Genomic DNA, 19,955 nt, shown 5'->3' with positions numbered 1-19,955 from the left:
TAAAAATGCGATGGCGGCTGAGAAGACTCGCCTCTCAACCGCCGAAAATTCTGTGCACTTAACTGTGCGGCGCTAAGCAAGACTTCGCCAAAATCTTGCGCGCATATTGTACCGATTTTATCGAAAGAGTCGCCAAATTAAATCAGGCCGATAACCACGACTTTGCAAAAAGCGCATCTGTTTGGCTTTATCTTTCGGCGCCAATCGTGTGCCTTCTGCCCCACTGTTCGCGCCGTATTTTTTATAAAGTACGTCGCGCATCTGCTCCAGCCAATCACTGTTATCTAAATCCAGATAAGCATCCAACAAATCCACTCGACTGGACTTCTGCTGCGCTTTTTGGCGAATTTTCATCGGTCCCTGCCCTTTTGCCAACAGGCTAGAAACCAACTGTTCGATATACCGCTCATCGCTCTGCCAGTTGTTCTCTCGGCAGTGCGCCAAACAGTCTTGCAACTGCTCGTTTAATTCGTCAGCGCTAATGCCATATTGTTCAAGACTTTCGGCTTTAGCGGCAAACTTCTGTCGCAATTTATGCAACAGCTCTTTATCACCATGCTCTCGCGTACCAAGTAGCCGCAGAGCATGATTTTGTAAATCCTGTTGAAGCTGCTCGCGTTGCCCTTTCTCGGGTTCAAACGGTTGCAGAAACTCTTCATCCCAAACCTCTTGCAAGGCTTGTTGCGCAGAACCTTTTTTGTTTTTGCTCGGCTTGGCAGAGGATTCAAATGAATCTTGCTTAATGCCGAGTTCTTGTAAAAACTGTTCTGCGTCTTTCAAAATTTATCCGTTATGACTGTCGTGCATTTATGCATCAAACAGTGATTCTGGCATATCATCATCTTCTTTCGCCATCTCTTCTGCTACCACTTTTTTGCTTGGCATTAGATTAGCTTTGATTTGCGTCATCAACTCTTCGGCAACATCTGGATTATCAATCAAGAACTGACGCGCATTGTCTTTACCTTGACCAATCTTAGTGCCGTTGTGGCTGTACCAAGAACCGGATTTTTCAATCAGTTTTTCTTTAACACCAAAGTCGAGAATTTCCCCTTCGCGAGAGATCCCTTGGCCATAAAGAATGTCGAATTCAACTTGTTTGAATGGCGGTGAAACTTTGTTTTTCACGACTTTAACGCGCGTCTCATTACCCAAAATTTCATCGGCCTTTTTGATAGCTCCGATACGGCGAATATCCAAACGAACAGACGCATAGAATTTAAGCGCGTTACCACCGGTCGTGGTCTCAGGACTACCGAACATAACGCCGATTTTCATACGAATCTGGTTGATAAAAATAACCAACGTGTTGGTTCGTTTGATGTTTGCAGTCAGTTTACGTAACGCCTGTGACATCAGACGCGCTTGCAGACCAACGTGCGAATCACCCATGTCACCTTCAATTTCCGCTTTTGGTGTCAGTGCCGCAACCGAGTCAATAACCACAATATCAACCGCACTTGAACGAACCAATGCGTCAGCAATTTCTAATGCTTGTTCACCCGTATCCGGCTGAGAAACCAACAGGTTGTCGATATCCACACCTAGTTTTTCCGCGTAGATTGGATCTAAAGCGTGCTCCGCATCAATAAACGCCGCCGTGCCACCGGCTTTTTGCATTTCGGCAATCGCGTGCAAGGTTAGCGTGGTTTTACCCGATGATTCCGGACCATAGATTTCAACAATACGCCCGCGCGGCAGACCGCCTATACCGAGAGCAATATCTAGCCCTAGCGAACCGGTTGATACCGCTTCAATATCGCGAGGTGCGGTATTGTCACCCATACGCATAATCGAGCCTTTACCAAATTGTTTTTCAATTTGACCAAGAGCGGCACTCAGGGCTTTCTTTTTGTTTTCATCCATGGGTTTTGAATCCTCATTTATAGTCATACAACCACTTTGCGGCGGCTTTGAATTTGCAAGCAATCATGCAAGAGATTCGCCAATTATTGAACCACAAACAGTGCTCAAAAAATCGGCCTAAAATTATCCCATAATCAAGGGCTAAATCCTAGGGCAAGACTCAATAGTTTGCCAAAGCTCTTGCTTAAAAAAGACAATAGTAAACCATAAACTTGATTCTTGATACAAAAATTAAATCAATATCATTGATATTTTTTCCTATCATTCAAAACCTGTCGGTGACCCTATAAAATGCAAAAAGCGTCTGCCGAAAACTTCAGCAAACGCTTTCAACATTAGAAAATGTTTTTTTAGATTAAATCTTCAATGCCTTGCAAAGCCGCTTGTGTCGCTTGCTCTCGCACTGCTTGGCGATCACCGTCAAAATGAAAACAACGACTCTGAAGTTCTTGCCCTTGCTTAGCCCATGCCATCCAAACTGTACCAACCGGCTTGTCCGGTGAACCGCCAGTTGGCCCAGCAATACCGCTACAGGCAACTGCAATATTAGCATGTGATTGCTGCAAGGCACCGAGTACCATCTCTTCAACACAGGCTTGGCTGACCGCCCCCTGCTTTTGAATGGTTGCCTCTTTCACACCAAGCATTTCTCGCTTCGATTCATAGCTGTAGGTAATGTAAGCACGATCAAACCAAGCGGTACTGCCGCCAATCGCCGTTAGCGCCTCGGCAATCATTCCGCCGGTACAAGATTCTGCGGTTACCACGGTATTGTGACTGGCTGCTAACTTTGGACCCAATTGGTTCATCTGCTCGATAAAATCCATTTACTACTCCACTACTAACTAAATCTAGAGATAAGAATAGAGCTAAGGATACCGTGTTTTATCCATGTGACAAACAGCAGAACAAATGAAAATACCGAAAGACGCAAAAATTCGGCGAGAAATTAATGGAAATTAAGATGGCCGGTTGGCACTAGGAAACAAAAAAGCCGCGCCCCTCTCACAAAAGGACGCGGCAAAAACTAAGAAGCTTAGCTTTTAGGAACAGTTTGCTTAAAAATCCGTTTAATCAACTGCTTTTGTTGGGTACAGCGTCCCTTCCGTATCAGTAAAGTTTTGCGTCGAATATTCTGAGTACGGTAGTTTTTCAACAGTCTCTACCGCTTTAGCATAGTCAGAGAAACTTTGTGCGTAATCTAAGAAGGTATCAATATACTTATCGCCAGTAATGTCAGCAAAAGTAAAATAGCCGTCCTTACCGCCCGCAATGTAGTTGTTAGTCAAAACGATATAAGTCGCTGCTTCATCAAACGTCATCCAAGTATCGGTACCACGCGCCTTGAACTCAAGGTTAGAAAGACGGTTACCAACTGCTTGCGACAAATCCATATCCCAACGCAGACCTGCTGCATAAGGGTAAGCACCGGTCGAACCTTCAGGATTCAGCGCAAAATCAACCGCTTCCTCAAGCACCTGCTTAACTTGCACACCGGTCATTTCTAATTCAACCAAGGTATTCGCGAATGGCAATAGCGTATACGCCGTTTCAACCGTGATATCACCGGCCGGAACATCGATACGCACTCCACCCGCATTTTGGATACCGATATCGGCTTTTGGATCCATTTCATAGAAAGCTAGGGCTACAAGCTGTTGAATATCACCACCATGAGGTTTGGTATCTTCAGCACTACAGATACCTGAACGACCTTGCCCAGGAATACGCTCCAAACACAAATCCGATACCGCTTCGGCGATTTTCTCTTGCGCTAACACTTCTACTTCATCGCTATATGACTGCAACAGCGCCGCAGTTGCGCTGTCTGCTTCGGTGTAACGTAGGTTTGCTTCATTAACGATTAAAGCTTGTGCTTCGGTCTTCTCTACTTCAGTAATAGCCACACCATTTTTCGCGACTGGCTCAACAAGTAGGTGAGGCGTTCCAGAACAACTTTCAACCACACCCTCTGCATCGAAACTTACGTTCAGCTCGCCAACGATTTGCGCATACTGCCAAGCTTGAACCACACAAACAGGATTACCGTCAGCGTCAGTCACTTTGGTTGGATAATCCCCACTTGAGTTTAACCCGTATGCATCAAAGTCTCCTAAAAGCGTATGCGAATCACCGCCCACGATTACATCGACACCTTTCAATTTAGCAGCCATCGCTAAATCGTTTTGGTACTGATAATGCGTTAGTAAGATGATTTTATTTACACCCATATCGGCCAATTCATCGATATAAGTCTGCGCGGTCTCCACCTCATCCAAGAAAATAGTGCTGTTTAATGGGCTTGAAGAGTTCTGAGTCTTAGATGCGATATCAATCCCGATAATCCCGACTTTTTCACCATCGATTTCTTTAACGGTATACGGCTGTAATCTATTCTCATTCAATTCAGGATAAAGCGGTGTACCGATTTGCGGGATAACATTTGCCGCTAACACCGGAGTTTTTGCACAGGTCGCACCTAAGGTTGGATTTAGATAATCTAGAAAGCTTTTCAAACCTTCATCGCCTGAATCAAATTCATGATTCCCCAGAGCAAAAGCGTCAAAACAGACTTGGTTCATCATCGCTGCATCTGCTTCGCCTTGGAACAAGGTGTAATACAGAGTACCGGTAATTGCATCACCAGCGTGCAATTTCAAAACATTGTCGGACTGTGCAGCCAACGCATTATAAGCACTTACAATACGCGGGAAGCCGCCCGCAGCCAATTCATAAGTATCATCACCAAAAGTCACATCTAAAGAATCTTCTTCTAGATGCGAGTGATGGTCGTTCATGTGTAAAATCGTCATATCCAACGGCTTAGCTTGCTGATTTTCAACAACCTGTAAAGAAACAAGATTATCCGTGTTACAAGCGCTAAGCGACAATGCCGATAAAGCGAAAAGAGATGCCAAAGCCAATGGCTTCAACGAAAAATTTGGAGCGTTAAATTTCATGCGATTAAGTCTCTAAAAGTAAGAAAAAACAGTACGCAAAATTTAACAATGAAAGAGGTGTTTTTTTATGACAGAAACTTAACAGTTCTAAGAAGTTTGTATAAAAAAACCGTGACAAAAGCCACGGTTTTCATTTCACAACAATTCAAATTTCAGATCAAACTGAGACATTGAATCGTCACATTGCTGGCATGCTTAGAACAACCTTGCAAGAATGCGCTGTAGAGCATTAAGTAACCCTGTCGGGCGTCCAATTTTAACTTCAGATTGCGCATTAGCTTGCGCCTGATAAGTCAAGTTTTCAGCCTGAACATCAAGCACAGTCAACGCTGTTGGAGCCTGCGCAGCATTAGCTTGAATACTCAAGGTACATGTCCCTTCAGCATCTGTTACACAGATAGCATTAGAAGTGCCTGAACGCATTTGCCACTGCGCGGTTACGCTTGCGCCGGAAACCGCTTCAGCCAAATCATTATTCACCGTAACCTGCACACGGTATTCATAAATACCGCGTTTTTGGTACTCCCGATCAACGTGCATATCCGTTACCGAAATAAATTGTGCGCTTGGTGTTAAGTTAAGACCGATAATCACCGGATCGTGATCCGAAGAACGATAAGCATCAGACGCGTAGTACGTAATTTTCTGATTCTCGGATTTGTACTCTTCGTTGTAATCCAATGAAATCGGTTCATCAGTATTGATATGCCATTCGGTTACACCGGTAACTTGGGATTGCAGGGGTGCAGAGGCTAAAGCGTGATCAAGATAACCGGACTGCCCGTCAAATACATAAGAATAACCGCCACCGTTTAAATCGAAGATTAAATCCGAGTAACCTGCGGATTTAATTGCTGTGATTGGATCTTCCATTGCATAAGCATTCAAGTCACCAATAATTAAGCGATCACTATCACCACTATTGGTTGGGTCTGTTGCTAACCAGTCAACTAAAGCTTCCGCTGCCGCTTTACGGGTTAGATTACAGTTGCCTTGACCATCACCTAAGTCTGGATCACCAAGACTATCACAACTAGAACCTTTGGATTTCAAGTGGTTAACAGCCACAGTTAAGCCACCGTTGGTTGCGATTTCAGTAAAGGATTGCGCTAGCGCCGGGCGGTTTTTGTCGTCAATAAAACGTGCATCAACCGAGCTATCAAGGATTGCAGCAGTGCCCTTAGGTGTTACCGTTTGTTGGTTATAGATCAAACCAACCGCAATTTCATCGGTACCGATTTTGGCGATACCAGGATTAATGAAGGCATAGCGAGTCTCACCGACTTCTGCATTTAATGCCTCAACCAGACTAGCGATTGCGCTATTCGCTGAATAGCCGTCATTTTCGATTTCCATTAGGCCGATAATATCGACATCCATTGCACTAATCGCTTGTACAATTTTCACTTGCTGGCGCTCAAACTCTTCAGCAGTGTCCGCACCTCGACTGGTCGGGAATCCTGCACCTAAACCGTCACCATTAAAGTAGTTCAGGACATTAAAGCTCGCCACTTTCAGAGAGCCTCCCACCGAAGTCGGTGCCGTGGTGCGAGGATTCGCTTCAGTAAAACTCGGCTCAACCGTAGGTTGAATTCGATAATCACCAAAACCGTAAGAAACCACACCAGTTAGGTCTTCAAGCTGATAGCCAGAACGTAGCGTGTTAGATGCATCAAGACTAGGCGCCGGATAGATAACCGGATCAGGATTTTGTGCTGTATTTAAATCATCAACCAGAATACGGTTAAGATCGTTTTGCGCTTGCAATGTATTTGCATCCGCTCCCGGAGTAACAACATTGGTAGGAATCATCAAACGACCGCCGGAAGACAGCCAAAATTCACCGTAACGACCCAACGTATAATTTTCAGTGACCGTCAGATTTTGCGGAAAGGAAACCAACATCCCTTCGTAACGTTCCATGAAGTCAGCCGATGCAAATGGCAAGGCGACTTCTACAGGAAGTGTGATTTCTCCCGAGGCGAGAACGGTTACTTCGGTGACATTGGTCAATTCGGTTAGATCATAATATTCAGTCACCTTAGCCGTAACCTGCACCTTGTCACCAACCGCAAGACCGGTTACATCGCCATAAACAAAAACACCTTCAGAAGTGAGAAGATCAGCATCTTGATCAGCCAACTCTTCCTGAATAAAGTAACCATTCATATTCGGCGCGACTGCAGTAATAACCGCTTCAACTGTCACTACTTGACCCGCTAATGGCGACACTGCGCCACTTCCCTGAACGTCATGAATGCGCACCAAAGAAGGTTCTGGATCAACCGGCGCTTCAGAGCCATAAACACCTAGATTAGCCGTATAATCTTGTGCTTCAGATCGCCACTGCACGGAAGGATCGAAGACATCATTTGCATCCGCATCTGGTGCTGAAACACGAAGTAGCGTTTCATTTTGCGTACCCACTCCATTAGCAACCCATTCCGAACCAGGATCAACGCCAAACTGACCAATAGAATCAATGATTTCACTGTCTTTTTTCAAGATTAGAGTGTCATCACCATTGAAGCTAATCGAGCCGGTCACCAAATCCGTTTGGTCTAAAATAGCCTGATCGGCACTTGGGTTAGCTAAAACAAACACATCACCACTCGCTAATGCCCCAGACAGAGCGATGGTATAAGAAGGCCCCTCTGCGAGAGCCCGTCCATTGTGATATGCTTCAACCGTATAGATACTTAAATCCACTACATCATTCGAGCTATTGTAGATTTCAAGCGCTTTGTTATTGCCGCTTCCTTCAATGTATTCGCTGAAGAACAGATCGCCATCGGCTTCGGTAAACTCACCTAAGCCATCAATCGTATCTTGAGGAGCGCCCTGCCACTGATCCGCAGGATTAAATTCATCTGAAGTGTCCGTATCAGGCGTCACGTCTATACGATATAAGGTATTATTTTGAGTCGACGTATCCCCCGTACCCCATTCCGAACCGGGATCAGTACCAACCTGTCCAATTGAATCGACAACTTCTACGGCATTTCGTTTCAATACGACTGCATCATCACCGTTAAAAAAACTGCTGGTACTAATCTGATCCGTCAGCGATAAAATTTCCGCACTTGCCCCGTCATCAGCGACAACAAAAGTCCCTTGGGCAGGAATGACGCCTTGCAGATCAATAGTCGTTCCTACTGAAGTATTACCATTGAAATAAAATTCTAAAGCGTAATCATTGAGATCGATATCGATTGAAGAAGTGTTATACAGCTCAATCGCTTTATTATTACTACTGCCTTCGATATATTCTGAAATCACCAAATCCGCCGCGGCCGGTGTTGCTATTGCGGCTAGACACAAAGCCAACAAGGCTCTTTTTTTAAATTGAGTATCCATTTTATAAATTCCTGCTGATTAGCCTGCCAAGCAAGCATTAAAAATTGCAAGAATTTTATAAAAGATTTCTTAAAGAACAGTCGTTACAAAATAGTGATAAACAGATGACGATAACAATGCGTTTTAATGACAATCCTTACTAAGGAAGGAGCGACTTAAAAAATCGAAGGCTTCAATCGATTCAAGCACGGACTTCATAAAGTAATCAACAACACCTAGAAATGACTTGTCGCTTAAGAGCCCACCTTTTTTGATAGAATTAGCGGCTAATTTCGACCGCAAGCTAAAAGGCTTTCTAATCAAAAATGAGTAAACAACCTAGTAAATCGAACACCAGTCAGCATACCCCGATGATGCAGCAATACCTTGCGATTAAAAACGAGCATCCAAATCACTTGCTGTTTTATCGCATGGGCGATTTCTACGAGTTGTTTTATGAAGATGCACAAAACGCCTCTGAGCTACTCGATATCACCTTAACGGCTCGCGGTAAATCTGGCGGAGCACCGATCCCGATGGCGGGAATTCCACACCACTCGGCCGAAGGCTATCTGGCAAAATTGGTCAAACTCGGTAAATCTGTAGCGATTTGCGAACAGGTTGGTGATCCCGCCACCAGCAAAGGGCCGGTTGAGCGTAAAGTGGTACGCATCATTACGCCGGGCACTTTAGTTGAAGACGCACTGTTGGAAGAGAAAAGCGAGAATCTGCTATGCGCCATCTGCGAACTGAAAAAAGACATTGGCCTGAGCTATCTGGATGTCACCAGTGGGCGCTTTGAAACCACACAAATCGACAATCAAGAGCAGTTGCTTGCCGAACTGGAACGCATTAAACCTGCGGAAATCATCCTGCCGCAAGCGACCGAATTTAGTGAACAGATTACATCACTCCTGCCAAAGAACTCGCTTCTTCAACAATATCCTGCTTGGCATTTTGATAGCGATACCTGTCGTACCAATTTATGTCGCCACTTCTCGACTCAAGACTTAATTGCCTTCGGTTGCGAACGCGCGCCGGCCTCAATCAGCGCAAGTGGTGCGATTTTGCATTATGCGCAGTCGATGCTGCAAAATGATATCAGCCATATCCGCAGTTTACAGACCTACCATGTCAGCGATTCTCTAGTATTAGATGCCATCAGTCGCCGCAATTTGGAAATCGATACCAATCTGAACGGTGGTAGCGCGCATACCCTTGCCTCCCTGCTTGACCAAACCGTTACCGCAATGGGTAGCCGTTTATTGAAACGTTGGTTAAACCAACCGCTCAACGATCACAAGGTTTTGATTGCCCGTCAAGATGCGATTGCCGACTTACTCGATAAAACGCAACTGGATGATTTGCGCAACGATTTAAAAAACATCGGCGACTTAGAACGAATTCTTGGCCGCGTCGCTTTGGGATCAGCTCGTCCCCGCGATTTGTTACAACTAAGTCGTTCACTAAATACGCTGCCGCAATTACAACAAATTCTGACATCACATGAAGCCAAGCGCTTGCAACAGTTAAGCGAGAAGATTGCTGAATTTCCAGAAATCGCCGCTCGCTTGGACAAGGCAATTATTGACAATCCGCCGGTATTGATTCGTGACGGCGGAGTGATTGCTGACGGTTTCGATTCAGAACTGGATGAATTACGTGGCTTAAAAGAAAACGCCGGCCAATACCTGTTAGATTTGGAAGAACGCGAAAAACAGAAAACGGGCATTTCCACGCTAAAAGTCGGTTATAACCGCGTGCATGGCTATTACATTGAAGTCAGTAAACTACAAAGTGAGCAGGTTCCGGCAGAGTATGTGCGCAGGCAAACGCTTAAAGCACAAGAGCGTTATATCACCCCCGAACTGAAAACGTTCGAGGACAAGATTCTTAGCGCCAATGAAAAAGCTTTGGCGCGTGAAAAATGGCTCTATCAACAACTGATTGAAGAATTGAATTCCGACCTTGCACCACTGCAACACTGTGCGCAAGGCTTGGCGGAGCTGGACTTGCTGGCAAACTTGGCAGAACAAGCCTTGCGTCTGGATTTATCTCGCCCATTGCTGACCGAAAAAGCCGGTATCAATATCGAACAAGGCCGACATTTAACCGTCGAAGCCATGTGCCAAGAGCAGTTTATCGCCAATGACTGCACCTTTAACGGCAAGCGTCGCCTACAGATTATTACCGGCCCGAACATGGGCGGTAAATCAACCTTTATGCGCCAAACGGCGTTGATTGTATTGATGGCATACATTGGTAGCTATGTGCCTGCACAATCCGCGAGCATCGGCCCAGTTGACCGAATTTTCACCCGTATTGGTGCTTCGGACGACTTAACCTCCGGCCGCTCAACTTTTATGGTCGAGATGACCGAAACCGCCAATATCTTGCACCATGCGACCGAAAAATCATTGATTCTAATGGACGAAGTCGGCCGCGGCACTTCGACTTTCGACGGCTTGGCTTTGGCTTGGTCGATTGCCGAAGAGATGGCGAATAAGATTAAAGGCATGTGCCTGTTCGCCACGCACTATTTCGAGTTGACCGCCTTGGCAAATGATTATTCGAATACCGTCAATATTCACCTGGATGCCATTGAACACCAAGATAAAATCGTGTTTCTGCACCAAGTACAAGAAGGTCCGGCTTCACAAAGTTACGGGCTTCAAGTAGCGGCTTTGGCCGGCGTGCCGGATAAAGTCATTAAACGAGCCAAGGAACATCTGCACGATTTGGAAAACCAGAGCGTTGCGAATAGTGTTAACAAAGCGCAGACCCAAAATAGCGTGCAGCAGTTTGACATGTTTCAGTTGCCGGACCCTAAATTAGAAGCCAAGTTGGCAGAATTGGAAAAACTGCAAGGCGCCCTTCAGGCCGTAGATGTCGATGACATCACACCACGCCAAGCGTTAGAGCAGTTATACCAATTAAAAGAATTATTAAGTTAAAAGGAAATTACCATGAGCGAAGCTTTTATTGCGGACATCAATGACGAAAATTTTCAAGGTTTAGTGGTCGATGCTTCGATTCGCATTCCTGTGTTAGTGCTTTTCTGGCACCCAGACCATGCCGAATCGGTACAAAGCGTTGACCTGTGGGTTTCACTGGCAGAGAAATATCCGGGCAAATTCGTACTCGGTCGATTAAATATCGACGACCAAGTCATGCTGGCATCACAATTTACCGTCGATTACGATAACCTCCCGTACGCCAAGCTGATTAAAAACGGTGCTGCGCACGGCATTTTGAATGAAAGCATGAGCGAGGAGGTCTGCGAAACCTTTATCGCCCCGCACGTTGAAGAAACCGAAGTCGAGAAACTGCGTAATATCGCCAAGGCATTGGTTGCTCAGGGCGATTACGACAAAGCTTTTGAAGCGCTTAAAGCCGCCAACCAAGCCGAGCCTGAAAACTACAATATTTTGTTTGATATGATCGACTTCTATCTCAAAACAGGCCAACCGGATTCGGCTAAAGAAATTTATCAAGGTTTGGGGGAGCACGTCCAACAAACTTCACATGGTCGCCAAGTGGAAGCGGTTTTCTACTTCTCAGAACTGGCCAACCAAGGCCCGGACATTCAAACTGTACAGAAGACGTTGCAAGAACAAGGTGTTCAGTCAGAGGCCGGTTTAGAAGCACTGTTCCAACTGTCAGCAATTCTGGTTCTGCATGGTCAAGAAGATGCCGGTGCCGAGGCACTCGCGAAAATCCTGCAAATCTCACAAAGCATGCCGAATGAAGTTAAGCCGAAAGCGGCTGAATCTTTCCGTAAACTGATTGCGATTATGGAACTGAAAGATCCTGAGAAAGCGCCGGAAATGCGTCGCCAAATGCAGAACCTACTATTCTAAAAATCTAAGGAAGGATGATGAAACTCGAAAACGTACTCGGATTAGGAATTGCCGGTAATTTTGCCGGTCATTTAGAACAGGCCGGTGAAACCCCTGATTTCGTCAATGTCAAAACCGAAACCGCACTAGCGCCGAAAGGCATGTTTCCATTCTATGTACCAAAAGCCGATTCGCAACTTGGTGTGTACCCATTTAGCGACGAGCAGATTACCTTGCCGGAAGACTTAGGCAATAATGCTCACCTGCAAGCCGAGCCGGAAGTCTGTGTGTTATTCGATATACATTATGAATTCGGAAAAATCTCAAGCATGCAACCGGTCGCATTCAGCGCTTTTAATGACTGTTCGATTCGCCGCCCGAATGCACACAAAATCAGCGACAAGAAAAACTGGGGGCCGCAATCGAAAGGTCTTAGCCTACAATTTATCGAACTTGATAGTTTGCAACAAGGTGCCAAATTAGACGGTTATCGCATCGCTTCTTTCCTAAAACGCGATGGCGAAATCCACGTCTACGGCAAAGACAGTTCAATCGCTTCTTACTCGTATTTTCACCAGCAATTATTGGAATGGATGCAAGACAAATTGAATCACCAAGCCGACTTCGGTCCGTTGGAAAACCTGAACCAAATCGTTCATAACGCTGGCTTCCCACAACAATTCCTAGTGGCACTTGGCGCGACACAATATTCAGAATTTGGTGAAACGCAGTTTATCCAATCCGGTGACGAGTACATCCAGTTTGTCTATCCGCAAGCGGATTACAGCGTTGCAGATATTGCCGAACTTGCCGCGACCGAAATACTGGAAATTGAAGGCGGTTCGATTCTTCGTCAAAAGATTGTAGGCGCTTGATGACGGCGAGCAATCAACCGATTATTCAAGAGGTCGAGACATGGTTACAGCAGGTCGTTATCGGTCTGAATCTATGCCCTTTTGCCAAACACCCTTGGCAAAATCAGCAGGTGCATATCGCCATTAGCCATGCGAGTAACGATGAAAACTTGTTGCAGGACTTGGCAACGGAAATCACTGAATTATTAGCGCTACCATCAAAACAGCGCGATACCACAATTTTAGTAGTCGCTAATTACCTAAAAACCTTTGACGATTACAATCAATTCTTGGCCTGGACCGATGCACTGATTGCGCAACAAGGTTGGCAAGGCGAGGTGCAGATTGCCAGTTTCCATCCCGACTATCAATTTGCGAATACCCTGCCGGATGATGCAGAAAACCTAACCAATCGCGCACCTTATCCGCTACTGCATATTTTGCGCGAAGCCAGTTTGGAAAAAGCGTTACAGCACTACCCGCATGACCCAGAAACGATTTTTGAGAACAATATCCATGCGGTTCAAAATCTCAGTGAAGAACAGAAAGTAAAACTATTTCCTTACCTGTTTCACTAGGCGTCTTGTAAAAACGCAAACTTCCGCCGCTGTTGAATAACCAAATCACTATCGATTTCCACCTCGGCAAACAGTTCGTCGTTCATCTGTAATAAGATTTCACCATTCGGGTTAACCACCATTGAACCGCCGACATACTGCAATCCATTGCCGTCGGTTCCAGTGCGGTTGACGCCGACCACAAAACACTGATTTTCAATCGCCCGTGCGGTTAATAGCGTCTGCCAGTGCGCTTGTCGAGATTGCGGCCAATTAGCAATCACAACCATCATTTCAACCTGCTGAGCAACCTCTCTAAACAACTCTGGAAAACGCAGGTCATAGCAGATAAACAAGGCGATTTTAACACCGGCAATCTCGACGATTTTCAGTTGATTACCCGCTTGATAAACCTTGTCTTCACCGGCATGGGAAAAACAGCGCTGCTTGGTATAGCGAGCCAATACTTTACCGTCGCGATTAATCACCAATGCATTATTCACAAAACTATTACGACTACGCTCTGCAACGCCGGCAATAATATTTTGCTGTCGCTGATCAGCTAATTCCTGCAAATAAGGCTCGACATCATAAGCATCAACAAACTGCTCCGGTTGCATGGAAAAACCAGTCGCAAACATCTCCGGTAAAATGAATAAGTCCGAACTCGAAACCTTACTCAACTGCTGCGAAAGCAACTCGCAACTCTTTTCCGGCTGTTGCCAAAACGGCGCAAATTGGCAAAGCGTTAGCATCATTTTCGCCATCTTAATCACTACTCAAAACGGGTTGGATTGTCTAGTGCTTGCATCGCTTCGTTAAGCTTACGTTTTAGGTAAAAACCGTAAAACTCATAGGCACCGGAAAACAGTGGTGTCGTCAACGGCTCGCCTTCGGCATTAACAAAGACCAATGCCGGTAAACTGCTGATATTGAACAGTGCTTTATACTCTGCTCTCGGCAAAGCTTCACCGTAAAAATCAACCACAGTACCCGCTTCATTAACTGCGATTTCTCGGAACATCACCTTGCCGTCAAACACACCGCTCATTAGATTTGGTAACAGAGCTTCTTCTTTTAAAACTCGCCCCGATTTCACTCGACTACTTAGCAGCAAAATCGCAATTGGTTGATTCTTTTGCGCGGCTATTTTACCGTCTTCAGCTAAATTCACTGCCGGCAATAACGGCTCAGAAGCGAAGGAAAACGCCGAAAACAGAGTTAGCAAAAACATAAACAACACTTGCAGATAACGCTGATTTAATTGATTAAATCCCACAATGCAACTCCTACCTGTTATGAGAAAATTTAATTGCTTCACCCTAAACAACCTCAATCCTTTTGCCAAGTTATTTTTGTCATTCTGAGCCATTCACTAAGTCAGGCGATGCCATTTGAAAAAATTAACTGACAGCAACAAAATCCTATTTATCCTCACCAAAACCGCCATATAACCTTACACAATCAGTGAATATGCTAAGCTGGTTTGAGTTTACTTAAACGAAGGAAATCACCATGAAGGGTATCGTTTTTTCTGAATTTATCGAACTAGTCGAAGAAAAATTCGGCCTAGACATAGCAGATACAATTATTGAGGAATCCGATCTACCTTCGCAAGGAGCTTATACTCAAGTCGGCACCTATGACCATACTGAGCTCATCCAGTTGGTCAGTAAATTAAGCGAACATACAGAGATTCCTGCGGATGATTTAGTCAAAACTTTTGGCGAACATATGTTGCAGCGCTTTGTCGCACTTTATCCACAATTTTTTGAAAACGTTGATAACTGCTTTGATTTTCTCGACACAATTGAAAATAAAGTGCACGTGGAAGTACAAAAGCTCTATCCGGAAGCGGAACTTCCCTCTTTCGATAGCATGAAAAGTGAAAATGGAATGCAATTAATCTATCGTTCCAATCGCCCTTTTTCGGCTCTTGCCTACGGCCTGATTCGAGGCAGTGCAACCTATTTTAATGAAGACATCGATATTGAAATGGATGACCAATCCAGTGATGGAAAAAGCTTTGTCGTTTTCACCTTAAGCCACAAAAATTAGGTCAACTAAGGCATTTGCATGGAGCAAGAACAGAATCTACAAGAGCAATTAGCCAACATGGAAAAACAGTTGGCTCGCAATGATCGACGCTTGAACAGAGAGCGACTCGCTCGTAAAGACGCCGAACAGCTACTTGAATCCAAATCATTACAACTTTATCAAAGCAACCAGTCCCTCAAAGAACTGACCGAAAACCTCGAAAGACAAATTCAAGAACGAACTAAAGAACTTGAAAACGAAAAAGACCATGCGCTTTATCTAAGCCAAATTAAATCCGAATTTGTCGCTACCATGAGCCATGAAATTCGTACGCCTCTAAACGGGATTATGAGCGTACTTGAGCTACTGCAAGAACATCACCTCAACAGAGAGCAGAATCAACTACTTAATATTGCTCGCCATTCCTCAAAAACCCTACTGTGCGTCATTAATGACATACTCGATTTTTCAAAAATCGAAGCTGGGCAAATGCAGTTTGAGCAGATTGCTTTTAATTTGCAGCAACTTTTAAAAAACATTCACATGAGTTTTTTACAAAAGGCACAAAAAAAAGGAATCGCGTTGAATCTATATATAGATTCAACTGTACCTGAATATATTGAGAGTGATCCGATACGCTTAACCCAAGTACTAAATAACTACTTAAGTAACGCTATCAAATTCACTGAATATGGCGGGGTTTCAATCAATGTCATCAGCCAAAGTGAATTAATTAACTTTTCAGTATGCGACAGTGGTGTCGGCATTCCCGAAGAAAAATTGGACTTATTGTTTAAAGACTTTTCGCAGGTTGATGCTTCAACAACACGAAAATACGGAGGTACAGGACTTGGACTTGTTATCACCAAACGGATTGTTGAAAATATGAATGGCAGCGTCAGCGTCAACAGTAAATTAAGCGAAGGGTCGTGTTTTAGCGCCGTGTTACCTCTTAAAAAAGCAACCGCTCAACAAGCCACCGATTTAAATAATGTCTCTATCTTGGAAAATCAGTTAAAGCCAGTCGAAGATTTAGATCTTTCAGGGCACGATCACTCGCAAAAGGCCAACCTTGAACCTGTCCATTCCACAGAGAATCAAAAGCACTCTCCAACCAGCCATATACTGCTCGTCGACGATAATGCGGTCAACCGTTTAGTGGGAGAAAAGACTTTGCATGCGCTCGGCTTTGAGGTCACCTTAGCTCCAAGCGGATTCGATGCGATTGATAAGCTATCGACTACAAATAACTATGACATGATTTTAATGGACTGTCAGATGCCGGAACTTTCCGGCTATGACACCACCAAAATTCTACGCAATCAAAAGATCAAATTACCCATTATTGCGCTAACGGCTAACACCTCAAAGGAAGACCGCGAAATGGCACAAGAAAGTGGCATGAATGGCTTTATTACCAAACCTTTTTCTATCGCAGAGATTCGCGATACGCTAATGAAATTTCTCGATAAAAAATAAAAACCGAGGCGAATTTCCACTCACCTCGGTTCTCGGTTGATCTGCTAACGATGTAATGCTTTACATTACTTCTGCTAGCAAAGTATTCATACGTTTAATGAAAGCACCCGGTTCAGCAAGAGGCTCACCATCAGCAAGCTGCGCCTGTTCAAAGAGGAATAACGACCATTCTTTCAACTTGGCTTCATCCTCCATCTGTTCGATTTTCTTAACCAAGATATGTTCAGGGTTAAGCTCTAACACCGGATTTTGCTTAGGAACCGCTTGCCCCATCTGCTCCATCATACGCGCCATGTGCGAAGAGATATCCCCTTCGGCAGTCACAACACAAGCAGGTGAATCAGTTAGGCGGTGCGTAATACGAACATCAGAAACAGAGCCCTCAATCGCTTTCTTAACCTTCTCGGTTAGCGCTTCACGCGCTTGTTTGTCTTCTTCCGAAAGCTCTTGCTCATCCTCTTCCGCCAGCTCCTTCAAATCCGCAGCAGTAATCGACTTAAGTTTCTTCCCTTCAAATTCGTCTAAGTGGCTAACCAACCACTCGTCGATTCGATCTGATAGGAGCAGAACCTCAATACCTTTCTTACGGAACATTTCAAGGTGCGGCGAACCTTTTGCTGCCGCATGGGTATCGGCAATAATATAGTAAATCGCTTCCTGCTCTTCGCCCATGCGTTCGATGTAATCTTGTAAAGAAACATTCTGTTGCGCATCTCCAGAGTGAGTAGTTGCAAAACGCAATAATTTTGCGATTTTCTCTTTATTGGCAAAGTCTTCAACCAGACCTTCTTTCAATACATTTCCGAACTGTTCCCAGAAGCCTTGGTAACGCGTTTGATCTTCATCTTTAGCGACTTTTTCCAATTCGCCTAGCACGCGCTTGACTGAAGCAGAACGAATCTTATCGACAACTTTATTACTCTGTAGAATTTCACGCGATACATTCAACGGTAGATCAGCTGAGTCGATGACACCGCGCACGAAACGAAGGTATGCTGGCATTAAGTGCTCAGCATCGTCCATAATAAAGACGCGTTTTACATACAGTTTTAGGCCATAACGACGGTCACGATCATATAAATCAAACGGCGCTTGCTTTGGAATATACAACAACGAAGTGTATTCCAGCGTTCCCTCAACACGATTATGCACATGTGCCAGCGGTTCATTAAAGTCGTGCGAGATGGTTTGATAGAAATTCTTGTACTCTTCATCGGTAATTTCTGATTTAGGCTGTGTCCAAAGCGCAGTTGCTTTATTGACCTGTTCCAACTCGTCAGTCGCTTTTTCTTCTTTCGCTTCTTCGTCCCATTCTGTCTTCACCATCTTAATTGGGAAATTGATGTGGTCAGAATAAGTCGAAATAATATTTTTTAGGCGGAACTGATCAAGGAATTCATCCATATCCTCTTTCATATGCAGAGTGATACTGGTTCCTTTCACTTCTTTGTCAATTGTTTCAAGGGTAAATTCACCTTCACCTTTTGAAATCCAACGAGTACCTTCAGCCTTATCATCACCGGCTTTACGAGTTTCCAGCGTAACTTCATCTGCCACAATAAATGATGAATAGAAGCCAACCCCGAATTGACCGATCAAATTAGAGTCTTTCGCTTGATCACCGCTAAGGTTCTCTAGAAATTTCTTCGTACCCGAGTTCGCAATAGTCCCGATATTGGCAATCACCTCATCGCGAGTCATCCCGATACCGTTATCGCTGATATTGATGGTACGCACTTCTTTATCAAAGGTCACCGTAATCGCTAACTCTGATTCACCTTCATTCAGTGCATCATTGGAAACGGCTTCAAAACGCAGCTTATCCAATGCATCAGAAGCATTAGAGACTAGCTCACGTAAAAAGATTTCTTTATTCGAGTAAAGCGCGTGAATCATCAACTTTAGCAGTTGGTTCACTTCTGTCTGAAAAGCATGAGTTTCTGTATGGCTCATTCAGTTTTCTCCAGTTTTTTAGGTAAGTAAAAAGAGTTTTGAAACTTCTAAAGATATGGAGATTGAGATCGGATTTTTCAAGGGCTAAAAACAAAAAAACGCAGGTATCATATTTGATACCCGCGTATAAGGTGGAGTGACACTCCAGAGAGACAGACACTAAGTCTCTTATTATTTACATTAAAACTCGTTAGCTGCGACGTCTTGATTCTTAGCTACGGCTGTTAGCGCTTCCGTAATGTGGTCAGGCGCAGACATAATACTCATAAAACTGCCTTCTCCAGCCATTGAAAGACTCGGCCAATTAATTGCAATTCTAAACTTACCATTTAGTGCCAAGACTTCATCGCCTGAAACAAGAATTTCATATGGGAAATGCGCAGCATGAGGGTTTTCAGATTTTAACTTGGTCAGGATATTTTTATCGGAACCATCTTTATGAGCGAGCCCCACACCAAAAACGGTCATTTTCTTACCTGGAATATCAATGCGATAAACTTTCTTCGCTCCACCACGGTTTGCAGCAAGACCGGCCTCAACCGCTTTTACCGCTTCGTCATATGAGCCGTATTCAGCTAATTCGTCTTCATCATCAAAGTAAGGCATCGCAAACATATAGTGGTATTCACGAAGGTCATCCGCTTCAAGCCCTTTCTTGGCACCAAACTGCTTTGTATTCCCTAATGCTTTTTCCATTGATGCCTGAACAGAGGAGATATCCCCTTTCATTCGATAAGCATTGAATTGGTAAGTCGGGTTAGTGTAACTCACTTGCATCGAACCGCCGTTATTGACGACCGCAACACGCTGCATAGCACCAAAACCACCGTTTTCAGAATTACCGGCTAGTGACTTAAGTTGGTCGTTTGTTACAACAATGACATTCGTACCACTTTCTGGAGAATATTTTCCTACTACTTGAAAACCTGCACTCGATAGTGCAGATTCAGTCGCTGAAGTTGCTGCTGACAAATCACCGCTAGGTGCATTACCCATAATGAACGGCATCATTGCCGCAGCGAAGGCAGAAAGCGGCATTCCCATCAATGCAGCCCCGGCAATGGTTTTAGCCAA

At 44.5% G+C, this 19,955-nt stretch carries 15 protein-coding genes; 6 read left to right on the top strand and 9 right to left on the bottom strand.

Annotation, left to right across the window (positions count from 1 at the left end):
- Positions 1-117 precede the first annotated feature (117 nt).
- From J3998_RS09835 to J3998_RS09815, 5 genes are all read right to left on the bottom strand, one after another.
- Positions 118-780, bottom strand: coding sequence for a regulatory protein RecX (locus J3998_RS09835; RefSeq protein ID WP_243750697.1), 663 nt, complete (start codon positions 778-780; stop codon positions 118-120).
- Positions 781-807: 27 nt separating this feature from the next.
- Positions 808-1,866, bottom strand: a complete 1,059-nt coding sequence (gene recA, locus J3998_RS09830; RefSeq protein WP_208150491.1) for a recombinase RecA — start codon at positions 1,864-1,866, stop codon at positions 808-810.
- 350 nt (positions 1,867-2,216) lie between these two features.
- Positions 2,217-2,693: a CinA family protein gene (locus J3998_RS09825; protein WP_208150490.1), complete on the bottom strand. Its 477-nt coding sequence runs from the start codon at positions 2,691-2,693 to the stop codon at positions 2,217-2,219.
- Between the two features lie 243 nt (positions 2,694-2,936).
- Positions 2,937-4,826, bottom strand: a complete 1,890-nt coding sequence (nadN, locus tag J3998_RS09820) for an NAD nucleotidase (RefSeq protein WP_208150489.1) — start codon at positions 4,824-4,826, stop codon at positions 2,937-2,939.
- A gap of 195 nt (positions 4,827-5,021) precedes the next feature.
- A complete protein-coding gene (locus J3998_RS09815; RefSeq protein ID WP_208150488.1) occupies positions 5,022-8,183 on the bottom strand; it encodes an ExeM/NucH family extracellular endonuclease in 3,162 nt (1,053 codons plus the stop codon).
- Positions 8,184-8,488: 305 nt separating this feature from the next.
- Between J3998_RS09815 and mutS the strand changes: the two genes are divergently transcribed.
- The 4 genes from mutS to J3998_RS09795 are packed head-to-tail and all read left to right on the top strand — an operon-like array spanning position 8,489 to position 13,433.
- Positions 8,489-11,116: a DNA mismatch repair protein MutS gene (mutS, locus tag J3998_RS09810; protein ID WP_208150487.1), complete on the top strand. Its 2,628-nt coding sequence runs from the start codon at positions 8,489-8,491 to the stop codon at positions 11,114-11,116.
- Between the two features lie 12 nt (positions 11,117-11,128).
- Positions 11,129-12,022 carry a tetratricopeptide repeat protein gene (locus J3998_RS09805; protein ID WP_208150486.1) on the top strand — a complete coding sequence of 298 codons (894 nt, stop codon included), beginning with the start codon at positions 11,129-11,131 and terminating at the stop codon, positions 12,020-12,022.
- Positions 12,023-12,039: 17 nt separating this feature from the next.
- Positions 12,040-12,876: a DUF5718 family protein gene (locus J3998_RS09800; RefSeq protein WP_208150485.1), complete on the top strand. Its 837-nt coding sequence runs from the start codon at positions 12,040-12,042 to the stop codon at positions 12,874-12,876.
- Positions 12,876-13,433, top strand: a complete 558-nt coding sequence (locus tag J3998_RS09795; protein WP_208150484.1) for a DUF1415 domain-containing protein — start codon at positions 12,876-12,878, stop codon at positions 13,431-13,433. The genes J3998_RS09800 and J3998_RS09795 overlap by 1 nt, the downstream gene beginning before the upstream one ends.
- Here J3998_RS09795 and J3998_RS09790 read toward each other — a convergent pair.
- Entirely contained in the window at positions 13,430-14,179 is a 750-nt protein-coding gene (locus J3998_RS09790) for a nitrilase-related carbon-nitrogen hydrolase (RefSeq protein WP_208150483.1), read from the bottom strand. The genes J3998_RS09795 and J3998_RS09790 overlap by 4 nt on opposite strands.
- Before the next feature lie 8 nt (positions 14,180-14,187).
- Positions 14,188-14,691, bottom strand: coding sequence for a hypothetical protein (locus J3998_RS09785; protein ID WP_208150482.1), 504 nt, complete (start codon positions 14,689-14,691; stop codon positions 14,188-14,190).
- A 236-nt stretch (positions 14,692-14,927) separates the two neighbouring features.
- Here J3998_RS09785 and J3998_RS09780 point away from each other — a divergent pair, with 236 nt between their 5' ends.
- On the top strand, positions 14,928-15,470 hold the full coding sequence (locus J3998_RS09780; protein ID WP_208150481.1) for a heme NO-binding domain-containing protein: 543 nt from the start codon (positions 14,928-14,930) through the stop codon (positions 15,468-15,470).
- An 18-nt stretch (positions 15,471-15,488) separates the two neighbouring features.
- On the top strand, positions 15,489-16,928 hold the full coding sequence (locus J3998_RS09775; RefSeq protein WP_208150480.1) for an ATP-binding protein: 1,440 nt from the start codon (positions 15,489-15,491) through the stop codon (positions 16,926-16,928).
- A 60-nt stretch (positions 16,929-16,988) separates the two neighbouring features.
- Here J3998_RS09775 and htpG read toward each other — a convergent pair whose 3' ends face one another.
- Both htpG and J3998_RS09765 read right to left on the bottom strand, forming a co-directional pair.
- A complete protein-coding gene (gene htpG / locus J3998_RS09770; protein ID WP_208150479.1) occupies positions 16,989-18,881 on the bottom strand; it encodes a molecular chaperone HtpG in 1,893 nt (630 codons plus the stop codon).
- Positions 18,882-19,061: 180 nt separating this feature from the next.
- Entirely contained in the window at positions 19,062-19,955 is an 894-nt protein-coding gene (locus J3998_RS09765; RefSeq protein WP_243750696.1) for a hypothetical protein, read from the bottom strand.

The sequence above is a fragment of the Thiomicrorhabdus marina genome (genome assembly GCF_017571465.1).
In the GTDB taxonomy this organism is placed as follows: domain Bacteria; phylum Pseudomonadota; class Gammaproteobacteria; order Thiomicrospirales; family Thiomicrospiraceae; genus Thiomicrorhabdus; species Thiomicrorhabdus marina.
This window is presented reverse-complemented; position numbering and strand designations above follow the sequence as displayed.